This is a genomic window from Olleya sp. Hel_I_94, from assembly GCF_007827365.1.
In the GTDB taxonomy this organism is placed as follows: Bacteria; Bacteroidota; Bacteroidia; order Flavobacteriales; family Flavobacteriaceae; genus Olleya.
Genome location: NZ_VISI01000002.1, coordinates 2,123,427 through 2,136,097, shown reverse-complemented (window position 1 = coordinate 2,136,097; position 12,671 = coordinate 2,123,427). Strand labels below are relative to the sequence as shown.

10 protein-coding genes are annotated in these 12,671 nt (G+C 31.5%); 2 read left to right on the top strand and 8 right to left on the bottom strand.

Annotated features, from left to right (window positions below):
- The first annotated feature begins 3 nt into the window (after positions 1-3).
- Positions 4-2,028 carry an energy transducer TonB gene (locus JM82_RS12810; RefSeq protein ID WP_145004621.1) on the top strand — a complete coding sequence of 675 codons (2,025 nt, stop codon included), beginning with the start codon at positions 4-6 and terminating at the stop codon, positions 2,026-2,028.
- On the opposite strand, the gene JM82_RS12805 is transcribed toward JM82_RS12810, so the two are convergent.
- The 5 genes from JM82_RS12805 to JM82_RS12785 form a co-directional block, all read right to left on the bottom strand.
- Entirely contained in the window at positions 2,025-3,185 is a 1,161-nt protein-coding gene (locus tag JM82_RS12805) for a metal ABC transporter permease (protein ID WP_145006804.1), read from the bottom strand. The genes JM82_RS12810 and JM82_RS12805 overlap by 4 nt on opposite strands.
- A complete protein-coding gene (locus JM82_RS12800) occupies positions 3,178-4,305 on the bottom strand; it encodes a metal ABC transporter permease (protein WP_145004618.1) in 1,128 nt (375 codons plus the stop codon). The genes JM82_RS12805 and JM82_RS12800 overlap by 8 nt, the downstream gene beginning before the upstream one ends.
- Entirely contained in the window at positions 4,305-5,072 is a 768-nt protein-coding gene (locus tag JM82_RS12795; RefSeq protein WP_145006801.1) for a metal ABC transporter ATP-binding protein, read from the bottom strand. The genes JM82_RS12800 and JM82_RS12795 overlap by 1 nt, the downstream gene beginning before the upstream one ends.
- A gap of 250 nt (positions 5,073-5,322) precedes the next feature.
- Entirely contained in the window at positions 5,323-6,234 is a 912-nt protein-coding gene (locus JM82_RS12790; protein WP_145004615.1) for a metal ABC transporter solute-binding protein, Zn/Mn family, read from the bottom strand.
- Positions 6,235-6,275: 41 nt separating this feature from the next.
- Positions 6,276-8,525 carry a TonB-dependent receptor gene (locus tag JM82_RS12785; RefSeq protein WP_145004612.1) on the bottom strand — a complete coding sequence of 750 codons (2,250 nt, stop codon included), beginning with the start codon at positions 8,523-8,525 and terminating at the stop codon, positions 6,276-6,278.
- A 105-nt stretch (positions 8,526-8,630) separates the two neighbouring features.
- On the opposite strand from JM82_RS12785, the gene JM82_RS12780 reads away from it, so the two are divergent.
- A complete protein-coding gene (locus tag JM82_RS12780; protein ID WP_145004609.1) occupies positions 8,631-9,287 on the top strand; it encodes a metal-dependent transcriptional regulator in 657 nt (218 codons plus the stop codon).
- A gap of 157 nt (positions 9,288-9,444) precedes the next feature.
- On the opposite strand, the gene feoB is transcribed toward JM82_RS12780, so the two are convergent.
- The 3 genes from feoB to JM82_RS12760 all read right to left on the bottom strand — a co-directional run bounded on the left by feoB (position 9,445) and on the right by JM82_RS12760 (position 12,521).
- Positions 9,445-11,544: a ferrous iron transport protein B gene (feoB, locus tag JM82_RS12770; protein ID WP_145004604.1), complete on the bottom strand. Its 2,100-nt coding sequence runs from the start codon at positions 11,542-11,544 to the stop codon at positions 9,445-9,447.
- A complete protein-coding gene (locus tag JM82_RS12765) occupies positions 11,544-11,774 on the bottom strand; it encodes a ferrous iron transport protein A (RefSeq protein ID WP_145004601.1) in 231 nt (76 codons plus the stop codon). Before JM82_RS12765 ends, feoB begins: the two co-directional genes overlap by 1 nt.
- Positions 11,775-11,846: 72 nt before the next feature.
- Complete coding sequence (locus JM82_RS12760) at positions 11,847-12,521, bottom strand: SCO family protein (protein WP_145004598.1); 675 nt, start codon at positions 12,519-12,521, stop codon at positions 11,847-11,849.
- Positions 12,522-12,671 lie beyond the last annotated feature (150 nt).

The following is a 12,671-nucleotide window of genomic DNA, read 5'->3' as shown; positions in this document are numbered from 1 at the left end:
GACATGGAAAATTACACACAACATATAGACTTAATCAATCAATATTTAAATAAAGAATTATCAAATACAGAGGTTTTAGCTTTTGAAAACAAACTTAAAACTGATGCGGAATTTATTGCAATTTACCAAGAGCATTTAATAGTCTTAGAAGGTATAAAACGCACGCAACTTAAAGCTGAAATTGCTTCTGCAAAAACCAGTTATATTCAACTAAAATGGATTAAAACTATTGGCTTAATAAGTGTTATTGCTTTAGTTTTAATCTTAGCTTATAACTTGTTTTTAAAAACAGAAACAACTCAAGATTTTGATCATAAAAATCAAAATTTAATTGAAACTAATATTGATTCAATTCCTATTATTGATAAAGTAGAAATCTTAAAACAAATTGATAGTTCAAAAAAGAAATTTGTAGTTGTAAAAAGAATAGTAAAACAAGTAGAAGTAGATAGTTTAACTAATCTTTATGGAGGAATAACAGTTGTAAAGGATACTATTATAATTGAAAAAATAGGATCTTATACTAAACAAGAATTTGAAAAAAACTTCCCAACTTATGAGCATATAATTCCAAAAAACGATTCAATTATTATAAATATTCAAAAAGTTGAAAGAGAATTTGGATCTACTGAAACCATTGTAAATTCAAATACTAAAAAACTTGAAGAAATTACTGAAACAAAATTTATTAACGACCAGTTATCATCATTTTATAATTCAGTAAAAAAACAACCCGAAATACAAACGATTAATAACGAAAAAGAAACGACTATAACTTTTAAAGAAGGTACCGTTTTAATCATTCCAGCAAAATGTTTTATTGATGCAAACGGGAAATTAGCTAGAGGAAAGGTTAATATAGAAGTTACAGAGTATTATAAATTATCAGATATGTTGCTAGCCAATCTAACAACTAAATCTGATGACAACCAATTGGAAACAGGAGGAATGCTGTTTATAAAAGCATTAAAAGACAACAAACAATTACAGTTAAAACCTGGAAGTAGTATTGAATATATATTCTCTTCAGACGCAAGTAAGAAAAAAGATATGCAGCTTTTTTTAGGTGAAGAAATTAAAGATGGCGTTAATTGGACTTTAGATAATATCACACACAAAAGTAATGCTGTTTTAACTTCTACTGAAATGGTTTTAATTGAAGAAGAAGACGTGGAAGTACCGATTCAATATGTAGAAGAAGTTCCTGTGTTTCCTGGTTGTGAAAATGGGACAAATACAGCGAAAAAACAATGTTTTGATCAAGCGCTTTCAAAACTAATATCTAAAAATTTTAATACTAGTATCGCTGAAGATTTAAACCTAACTGGAAAACATAAGATTTTAACATCGTTTAAAATTGATAAAGATGGAGAGGTTGTTGATATTCAAGTTTTTGCAGCGCATACCTTATTGGCTAAAGAGGCTATTAGAGTTTTAAAATTAATACCAAAACTAAAGCCAGGTAAGCAACGTGATTATACTGTAATTGTACCTTATAGCTTGCCAATTAATTTTAGTCTTGGAGGTAGTGCAAAAAACAACCCAAATCTAATTACTGTAAAGGATAAAACATCTTTTGAGAAAAAATTTGAGGAGCGATTACAAAACAAAGATTCCACGACCACAGGATTAGTTGGTACTGTAACAGCTAACGATGTGTCTAGATATGCTTTTTATGGTTCAAAATTAGGTTGGATTAATTGTGATCGTTTTATAAGAAGCACCAAAAACGCAGCAAAATTTAAACTTAAAATTAAAGATGCTAATGGTGCAGATGTCAAGATGGTATTTAAATCTTTAAACTCGATTTTACCAAGTAGAAGCGTTGGTGATAGTTATGATTTTGGAACAGTAACAGCAAATGAAGCAGTTATTTTAGTCGCTATTAAAAAGGTTGATGATAGGCTGTTTTTAGGACTTAAAGAGGTGAGCACAAAGCAAATTACAATGTTAGACTTAAGTTTTAAAGAAGTTAGTCTTGACCAATTAAAAACAGAATTACGAAATTTAAATAAGGATTTTAATTAACCTCTAAACAAAAAGAAATCGTCCTTCATATCTTCTATCTGCGCATCTTTATTAGTGATAATATAATCAATTGCTTTGGAGGTAAAGGTGTCTCCCTTTTTAGTCAATGATACAATATCATTATTAACAACAATCATATTATTTTTAAGAGCCAATTCCAATACAGTTTTGGCTCTTACTTTTTGCCAATTTATGTGTTCTCTTAAATGATTTACGTGACGTTCTTCAACCTCATTATGGTTTTTTAAATGCAGTAAAAAGGTTAATAGGCTAACTTCTGTACGTTGTTGTTTTTCGCGATACATAACAGCTATAACACCTTTGCTTGGAGCAAATAAGTACACAGCTAAAAATATTAAACCTAACATTGTGGTAATAGATCCTGCAATGGATGCGTCTAACAAATGCGCCAACCAGTAACCTGAAATGGCACTAAATATTCCAAAAAACATAGCTAAAGCTAGCATCTTTTTTAGATTGGTAGTAAGTAAATAAGCGGTTGCAGCAGGCGCAATCATTAATGCTACAACTAAAATGGCTCCAACAGCATCAAAAGCACCAACGGTTGTTACGGAAGACACTGTCATTAATCCATAATGAATAATAGCAGGAGAGAAGCCTAATGACGCAGCTAAACCTTTGTCAAAGGTGCTTACTTTTAATTCTTTAAAAAAGGCAATCAAAAGCGTAATTGTAATTAGTAATATTATGCCAATAATCCATAGTGATTTTGGCCCAATATCCACACCAGAAACGATTAGCCTATCAAAAGGAGCCAAAGCTAATTCGCCTACCAAAACAGCATCAACATCTAAGTGGACATCGTTAGCATTTTTAGCAATTAAAATAACACCAATACTAAATAATGCAGGAAATACTAAGCCTATTGCTGTATCCTCCTTTACTAAACCTGTTTTTTGAATATATTCTACTAATACCACTGTGATTACACCTGTTAATGCAGCCAATACAATTAATAATGGCGAATTTAAATCTTGCGTAATAAAGAAACCAACAACAATTCCTGGTAAGATGGAATGACTTATTGCATCGCTTATCATTGCCATTTTACGTAGTACTAAAAAGGTGCCAGGAATAGCACATGCAATTGCGACTAAACTAGCAATTAATTGTATTTCTATTTGAGCACTATTCATCTTCTGTTGATTGTTTTGTGTAAAGGTTGGAAGCAGTTTCAAAACCTATTTTTGTCAAACTCCACATGTTCCCATCTAGTGTTACGTAATTTTTTTCGACTAACTTTTGAAGAGTTTTACGTGTAAATCCTTGAAAGTTATTAAGAAGCTTTATGGTATGTGGATGCGAAATATTTTCGTGTGTTTCAGCAATATGATACATAAAGGCTAAGGTTTTATGAAGTTCTAAATCGCGTCTATTTTTTATAAATCTAATCTGTTTAAATAATAAACCACGACTAGGAGAAAACACAAACGAGAATACTACAAACACAGCAGCTACTAATACAATAACAGGTCCTGTGGATAGATTAGTTTGACTAGCACTTATAGCTGTTCCAAAAACTCCAGAAAACGCTCCGAATATAGCTGCTAAAAGCACCATTTTTGACAAGCTATTAGTCCATTGTCTTGCTGCTGCTGCTGGAGCTAGTAACATGGCACTCATTAAAACAACACCTACGGTTTGCAGTCCTAAAACTATAGCTAAGACTATAAAACTGGTAATTAAAATATCGATGACTTTAGTATTAAAACCTAAAGTTTTAGTGTAATCGGCATCAAAGAGTAAAATTTTAAATTCTTTCCAAAATAGCAATAATACAAATAAGCATAATCCTGTAACTATAGCCATTAGCCAAACATCGCTTTCTACCAAAGTTGCAGCTTGACCAAATAAATATTTATCTAAACCTGCTTGATTAGCATTGGGTTGTTTTTGAATAAAAGTCAGTAATAACATCCCAAATCCAAAAAACAGCGATAATATTAATCCTAAAGCGGTATCACTTTTTAGATGTGTTTTTTTTACAATACCTCTAATCCAAAAGGTTCCAATTAATCCGCTTACTAAAGCTCCTAAAAGTAATGTATTACTGTCTTTTGCACCTGTAATTAAAAATGCAATTGCAATTCCTGGTAAAGCAGCATGTGATATGGCGTCACCTAACAGACTTTGTTTTCTAAGTACAGCAAAACTACCTAACATACCAGTGACTGCACCTAAAATTGCTGTTCCAAGTGTAATGGTTCGAAGTGTGTAGTCGCTAAAGACTAAAGAAAAATATTCTTGTATATCCATTATTCTTGAATACTTACTTTGTAGTTAATACCGTAAGTCTTGGTTAAATTATCATCATTAAAGATGTCTTTAACTGGACCTGTTGCAATTTTCTTCACATTTAAAAAAGTAACCCAATCAAAATATTCTGGAACAGTTTGTAAATCATGATGCACTACAATGACTGTTTTTCCCGCTTTACGTAATTCTTTTAAAATATTAATAATAGCTATTTCTGTGGTGGCATCAACACCTTGAAAAGGCTCGTCCATAAAATAGATTGATGCGTTTTGCACTAATGCTCTAGCTAAAAATATACGTTGTTGTTGTCCACCTGATAATTGACTAATTTGTCTGCCTTTAAAGGGTAACATGCCTACTTTTTCTAAAGCTTCTAAGGCTGCTTTTTTTTGTTTTTGTCCTGGTCGTTTTATCCAACCTAAACTACCATAAGTCCCCATAGTAACAACATCTAAAGCTGTTGTTGGAAAGTCCCAATCTACACTTCCTTTTTGTGGTACGTAAGCAACTAATTTGCGTTGCTTGTCGTAGGGTTTGTCATAAATAGTGACGCTTCCTGCTATAGGTTTTAATATGCCTAAGATAGATTTTATTAGTGTTGATTTTCCAGCTCCATTTGGTCCAACAATAGCCATAAGGACGCCTTCTGGGATTTCTAAATCAATATCCCAAAGTACAGGTTTGTAGTTGTATGCTACTGTCAGGTCATCTACTTTTACTGCTATATTTCCTGAGGAAGCAGTAGTTTTGCTCTTATTGTCACTCATGGTTTTTAATTTGTTTTTATTCATTTTTTGTTTGTCCAAAAAACGAATCAAAAAAGGACATCCAAGCCAAGGAATTTTTCAGTTTTTAAACTGAAAACCAATTCGAAAACTTCGCGTCGAACTGCGTTCTCCTATTTTCGAAGCTTTTCTTTATTTATTCTTCGCCTTGGCTCTCAATTCTTCGAATTGAAATAGGACATTACTTTTTATAAAATTATTGGTTAATCCTATTTTTTTACTAACTACTAACTTATTTCAAAGCATCAACTATAGTGTTGACATTGTATTTAAACATACCAATATAGGTGCCTTCAACAGTTCCTGCGCTTCCTAAGGCATCAGAATATAATGTGCCTCCAATTTTCACATCATGACCTTTTGAGTTTACTGCTTTTTGTAGCGCTTCAATTGTACGTTTTGGTACAGAGCTTTCAACAAAAATGGCCTTCAGTTGTTTTTCAATTATAAAATTAGCTAAATTTTGAACATCTTTTACTCCTGCTTCAGTTGCTGTAGATAAACCTTGTAAACCTACGACTTCAAATCCGTAATTTTTTCCGAAATAATTAAAAGCATCATGTGCTGTCACTAATATGCGTTTGTCTTTTGGAAGTGTTTCAATTTTAGAGGTAATCGTTTTTTGTAGTGTATTTAACTTTGCTATGTATTCATCTTCATTTGCCTTATAATATTTTGAGTTTTTTGAGTCTTTTTCGATTAAAACAGCAGTAACTTTTTTAGCAAATTGCTTAAAATATTCAATATTAAACCAAACGTGTGGATCGTAATTAGAAGCAAAATAATCTGAACCTATCAATGTTTTTTTGTCAATGTCTTCTCCTAAAGCAATTGGTGTTTTGGTTGAGTTTTCCATTTTTTCAAATACCTCTACAAGTTTTCCCTCTAGGTGCAAACCGTTATAAAAAATTATATCTGCATTGACTAATTTGGTTACGTCACCTTCACTTGCTTTGTATAAGTGAGGATCCACACCACTTCCCATTAAACCATTAACATTTATACTGTCTTTACCAATGTTTTTTACTAAATCAGTAATCATTGTGGTTGTAGTCACAATATTTAACTTCCCGTTATCTTTTGTAGTGTTATTACAGCTAAAAAAACCTAAGGTTATTATGGAAAGGAGTATTATTTTTTTCATTGGTCTAAATATTTATTACGAAAGTACTAAAATACAAACAATTAGTTTAATGTATATCTTATACCTAGGAAAACTCGTCTGCCTTGGTTTGGTCCATAAACATATGAGGGGTCAAATGTTAATCCATAAGGGTTGTCTGGTGTTGCTTGTGCGTTACCTTGAGCATCAAATTGTACATTATTATCAAAAGGATCATCTGCTCTGGCAATGATAAATGGATTGCCATTATTAGGCGTCCAATTTAGTAGGTTTTTAACACCTCCATAAATTTCAAAATTTTCAAGTCCATCGTAAGTTGCTTGAATGTTTTGGATACTCCACGTAGGTGAATATTCTTGTCTAGGATCTAGATCGCTTAATAATGGTAAGCGCATTGGTCCATAAATGTTTCCTGTATAGTCAAAGGTTAAATTAGTTGGATAGTTTTTATATGAAAAAGACCATGTTCCTGTAAACTTTTCGGTTAAAATTTGTCTTGTTGTTACGTTGTTTTCAGTTTGCTTTACATCCTGAAATGTTACTCCCAAACTTCCTTTTAGACCACTACCAAAAATAGCATCGACATTTAAACTGACTCCTTTTGAGGTAGAATAACCATCTAAATTATCATAAATTATTTGATTAGGATTTGTGTCATAATTTGGTATAATGGCATTTGTAAAATGTGTGTACCACAAGGACGCGTCTACAGTAAAAATCATGCCTTTTGTTGTGTATATTTTTTTTAGGTAGTTAAGATTGATGTTATACGATTGTTCCGGATTTAAAGCTTCTTCAATAACAACATCTCTTGATCCTGTAAGTGCTGCATGCTCTTCTGTAAATAAATTAACAACTCTAAAGCCTGTTCCTGCATTAATCCTAAATATATCATTATCTGTTGGTTTGTACCTGTAGGCCAACCTTGGTGTAACTATAGAGCCATGTCTTTTATCATAGTCATACCTAAGTCCTAATAATAATTTTTGTTTTTCTGTTAACGTTATTTCATCTTGTACAAATACCGAAGGAATAAATATTTTATCGGCCTCAATAGTTGCTGTTGTGTTGTCATTATAGTAATTGTAGCGTCCTGTTATACCAAATAATAAATCATTATTTTTTGTTGGTTTGTCCCAAGTTAATTGTCCAAAAGCAATACGTTGTTGTGCTAAATAAGGTGTGTCACCATACACTGAATTTTGATCATGATCTGAATATGAAAATTGAAAATTTATGTTTTCTTTTAAAGGAAGTTGGTATTCACCAAGTAGTTCATATCTAGTTGTGTAAATGCTTTCACCATAGACTTCATTTCCTCCTCTGTAACTTTTGTTCCATTGTAGTTCTCCTCCCCAACGATCTTCATAAAAAAAGCGACCAGCAACAGATAATTTTTTATTGCTTTTACGTTTAAAATTCCATTTTTGAAAAAGAGAAATACGATCCTGTAATGTTAAGTCTGTAAAATTGTCGTTGTTATTATCAATTGGATTACAATAGTTAAAATAATTAGCACCTACCAAAACACTTGCTTTTTCACCAACATTAGTTTTAAAACCAACATCTGTATTTATTTCTCCCCAACCACTAATATTGCTGTCAGCAAAAAATATAGGAGCATTGTCAGGATGTTTAGTAATGACATTTATTAAACCACCAACAGCTTCACTACCATACAAAGACGAAGCAGGACCTTTGACAATTTCGATTTGATCTATTAATGAATTAGGTATTCCTGACAAGCCATAAACCGTAGATAAACCACTAACAATTGGCATTCCGTCTATTAAAACTAAAGTATATGGGCCTTCTAAACCATTAATGTGGATGTCTCCAGTATTGCATACATTACAGTTTAGTTGAGGTCTCACGCCATTTACATTTTGAAGCGCTTCAAAAATATTTGGAGTAGGATTTTTCTTAAAAAATGCGCTAGTATATACTTCAACAGGAACAGGGCTTTCTAATCTGTTAACTGCTTTTAAAGTTCCAGTAACAACGACTTCGTCTAACGATTGATTTTGTATTAATTCAAAATTTATTTTTAAATTATCTATAACCTCAATTCTTTTTTTAAGGGTATTAAAGCCAGTATACGAAGCGATAAGTGTGTATTGTCCTTCTTTTATATTTTGGATAGTAAAGGATCCATCACTTGATGTTGTAGTCCCTTTTGTTGTGCCTTCAAGATAAACGTTTGCAAAGGGTAGAGGTAGTCCGTTGGAGGTAACTACACCTGATATTTCAAAAGCATTTTGGGCTTGACTGTAAGATGAAAAACAAAACATAATTGCAATAATGTACTTCATGTCTTAAAATATTTTTTTACAAATGTAATAATAAATTTAGACTAGTCTAAATTTATTATTTGTTTTATTTAATTCTTATATTTGTCTTATATCCATACAAGGTTTATGATTACACTTACAGAAGAAAATTATATTAAAGCAATTTATCATTTAGGTAAGCAAGGTGCAGAGGTTGTTAGTACTAATGCTATATCAGAATCTATACAGACTAAAGCGTCTTCGGTTTCTGATATGCTTAAAAAATTATCTGAAAAAGGATATGCTAACTATGTAAAGTACCAAGGTGTTAATTTAACCGAAAAAGGTCAATCCATTGCTATTAATATTATTAGAAAGCATAGACTTTGGGAAGTGTTTTTGGTAGAAAAATTAAATTTTACTTGGGATGAAGTCCATGAAGTTGCTGAGCATTTAGAACATATCAGATCAGAAAAATTGATTGATGAATTAGATGCTTTTTTAGAGTATCCTAATCATGATCCACATGGAGATCCAATTCCGGATAAACATGGAAATTTTAAATACATCGAAAAAATCATGTTATCACAAGCCATTATTGGTAAAACTTATAAATGTGTAGGTGTGGATGATACTTCTTCAGCATTTTTAAAATACTTGGATAGTAATAAAATAGCTTTAGGTACTAAGATTGTCGTTGTCCAAAAAGAGCCTTACGATAACTCAGTTAAAATTAAGTTTGGAGAGTATGAGTTAATGGTCTCTCAAAACGTAGCTAAAAACTTGTTTTTAAAAGAGGTATAGTTGTTTTAAAACTATTTATTGCTAGTGGCAGCCACAGTCGTCAGTACCACATGCTTTTTTTGATTTCGTTTTAACGAAATATTTTTTATAAAGAAAAAATAAAGCAAACCCTAGCGTGATAAATACCAGTATGTTTTGGACAATTGCGTTCATAATTTTATTTTAAAAATTGATAAGCTATTAATGCAGATATGTATGCAATTGCTGTCATAATTACCAATTGTAACGTTGGCCATTTCCAGGTATTAGTTTCCTTTTTAACAACTGCCAAAGTACTCATGCATTGCATTGCAAAAGCATAAAAAAGTAATAATGAAATACCTGAAGCAAAATTAAATAAAGGACCTCCTAGTATAGGATTAACCTCTCCTGCCATTCGGTTTTTAATAGTGTCTTCATCATCGTTACCAACACTATAAATGGTTGCTAAAGTACCTACAAAAACTTCTCTTGCAGCAAAACTACTAACTATTGCTATACCTATTTTCCAATCGTAACCTAAAGGTCTAATTACGGGCTCAATAGCATGTCCTGCAATACCAATAAACGAATGCTCTAGTTTGTGAGAAGCGATTTTTTGATTTAGTTCTTCTTCATTTAAATTTTGAGTAGCATACTCTGTAGTAACAATATTTTCTGCATTATTAAATTGTTCTCCTGGACCATAAGATGCTAAAAACCAAAGTATAATTGAAATTGCTAGTATTATTTTTCCAGCTCCAAATACAAACGATTTTGTTTTTTCTAAAACTGTAAGCGCAACGTTTTTAAATAATGGTAATTTGTAGTTTGGCATTTCAACCACAAAAAAGGTTTTGCTTTTTATTTTTAATACTTTATTTAAAATATATGCCGATATAACAGCAGCTCCAAAACCTAGTAAATACAATAACATTAAGGTTAAAGCTTGGTAACTTAACCCTAGAAAACGTCCTTCCGGAATAACTAATGCTATTATAATTAAGTATACAGGTAATCTAGCAGAGCATGTTGTAAAAGGTGTTACTAAAATAGTAATCAATCGTTCTTTCCAACTTTCAATATTTCTGGTAGCCATAATTGCAGGAATCGCACATGCAGTTCCAGAAATTAAAGGCACAATACTTTTTCCGCTTAAACCAAAACGACGCATAATTCTGTCCATTAAAAAGACCACGCGACTCATATAACCGGTTTCTTCTAAAATTGCTATAAACAAGAATAAAAAGGCTATCTGAGGAATAAATATAACTATTCCTCCTAAACCAGATATGATACCTTCGGCTAATAAATTAGTAAAAGCACCTTCAGGAAGAGTGTTTTTAACCCAATCACTTAGACTTGCAAACACGCTATCAATAAAGTCCATTGGTACTGTTGACCAGTCATAAATGGCTTGAAAAATAGTTAGTAGTATAAAAAAGAAAATAACATAACCCCAAACTTTGTGCGTAAGTATGCGATCAAATTTAGTGCGTAAATCCTTAGCTTGACTAGCATCAATGGTTTGTCCTTTTTTAAGCGTGTTATTTATAAATTGATAGCGCTTAATGGTTTCTTTTTGTTGTAAACGTTTTAAGTCGCTTTTAGATTTAGTTTTAAAACTAGCAATAGCTTCGACTTCATTACGGTCCATCTTACCAAAATTTACATCTTGGGTAATTACTAACCATAATTTGTAAAGTAATTGGTTAGGGAAGGCTTTTCTTAATTTGTCAAAATATTCTTTATCTATTTCCGATGCATTTAAGCAAGGCGTAGTTGATAGTTCTTTATAATTAGAAATTAACTGTTTTAAGTTATCTATACCTTCATTTTTTCTGGTACTAATAACAGCTATTTTAGTTTGTAATTCTTTTTCTAAATGCTCAATATCCAATGAAATCCCTTTATATTTCATCCTGTCAGCCATATTAATGACTAAGATTGTAGGGATTTCTAAATCTTTTATTTGTGTAAAAAGTAGTAGGTTTCGTTTTAAGTTTTCAACATCACTAACTACGACTGCAACATCCGGAAAATCTTTATCGTTTTTGTTTAGTAATAATTCTATAACTACGTTTTCGTCTAGTGACGATGCGTTTAGGCTATATGTACCAGGAAGGTCAATGATGTGTGCTTTAACACCTCTAGGTAATTTGCAAATCCCTTCTTTTTTCTCAACGGTTATTCCAGGATAGTTTCCTACCTTTTGGTTTAAACCCGTTAAGGCATTAAAAACAGATGTTTTTCCAGTATTTGGGTTACCAATTAAGGCAATGTTGATTTGCTTACTCATTAAACTTCTTTTTCGATAATGATATGAATAGCGGTTTCTTTTCTGATTGCTAAATGACTTCCATTTATATTTAGGTACAATGGGTCTGAAAATGGAGCGACCTGAACCAGCTCTACACTATTGCCTGGTAAACAACCCATTTCTAGGAGTTTTAATGGTATCAAATGTGAAGACACGTCTATAATTATAGCGCGTTCTCCTCTTTTTAATGTGTCTAATGTATGGCTCAAGCTTATTTAGATTGATTTTAAAGAAGCAAAAGTATGGCAAAATTTCAGCTTAAAAAAATTGAAAGCCAAAAACTACTCTTCGTATTCTTTTTTTAACTTTTTAATATCGTTTAAAAGTGTGGTAATATCTTCCGTTTTGGTACCATCGTAATATCCTCTAATTTGACCTTTTTTGTCAATTAGCATAAAGTTTTCAGTATGGACCATCCCATAATCATCAGGCATTCCGTCGTCTTTTACTGCTAAATAACTTTTTCTTGCTAGTCTATATATTTCTCCTTTATCTCCAGTTACTAAGTTCCATTTTTTATCATTAACTCCTTTTTTTAAAGCGTAGCTTTTTAACTGCTCAACTGTATCAATCTCTGGAGTAACAGAATGAGATAGTAACATAACATCATCATCATTAATAATCTCTTTCTGGATTTTTTCCATATTGTCAGTCATTATTGGACAAATGGTTTGACAAGTAGTAAAAAAGAAATCTGCTACGTAAATTTTATCCTTATAATCTGCTTGAGTAATTGTTTTACCGTTTTGATTAGTTAAACTAAAGTTGGCTATTTTATGATAATTAATTTGATGTTGGATTGTGCTATCAACCAACTCAGTATTAACCATTGCTGGTTGATAAATTGGTAAAGGCTTTTCTACTTTTAAAATATTGTAAAAAATAGAAATTATTATTATTGAAATTATACCAAAAACAATAGCAAACAACTTATAATCCTTGAAAAAAGAAAGCATTTTGTAGGTTTTAATTTTATAATGCAAAAATACGATGAAAAGTTTAGCAAGTCCCATGACATTACTCATAAAATTTGTTAATTCTTAAAACCATTAAAGCTATTGCTTTTTAAACTAAGTGTAAATACTTACTTTTGGCGATTATTAAAA

What these genes read in the sequence shown, in the direction of transcription:
- JM82_RS12810 (WP_145004621.1), top strand. Translation starts at nt 4, where the DNA reads ATGGAAAATTACACACAACATATAGACTTAATCAATCAATATTTAAAT.
- JM82_RS12805 (WP_145006804.1), bottom strand. Translation starts at nt 3,185, where the DNA reads ATGAATAGTGCTCAAATAGAAATACAATTAATTGCTAGTTTAGTCGCA.
- JM82_RS12800 (WP_145004618.1), bottom strand. Translation starts at nt 4,305, where the DNA reads ATGGATATACAAGAATATTTTTCTTTAGTCTTTAGCGACTACACACTT.
- JM82_RS12795 (WP_145006801.1), bottom strand. Translation starts at nt 5,072, where the DNA reads ATGAGTGACAATAAGAGCAAAACTACTGCTTCCTCAGGAAATATAGCA.
- JM82_RS12790 (WP_145004615.1), bottom strand. Translation starts at nt 6,234, where the DNA reads ATGAAAAAAATAATACTCCTTTCCATAATAACCTTAGGTTTTTTTAGC.
- JM82_RS12785 (WP_145004612.1), bottom strand. Translation starts at nt 8,525, where the DNA reads ATGAAGTACATTATTGCAATTATGTTTTGTTTTTCATCTTACAGTCAA.
- JM82_RS12780 (WP_145004609.1), top strand. Translation starts at nt 8,631, where the DNA reads ATGATTACACTTACAGAAGAAAATTATATTAAAGCAATTTATCATTTA.
- feoB (WP_145004604.1), bottom strand. Translation starts at nt 11,544, where the DNA reads ATGAGTAAGCAAATCAACATTGCCTTAATTGGTAACCCAAATACTGGA.
- JM82_RS12760 (WP_145004598.1), bottom strand. Translation starts at nt 12,521, where the DNA reads ATGCTTTCTTTTTTCAAGGATTATAAGTTGTTTGCTATTGTTTTTGGT.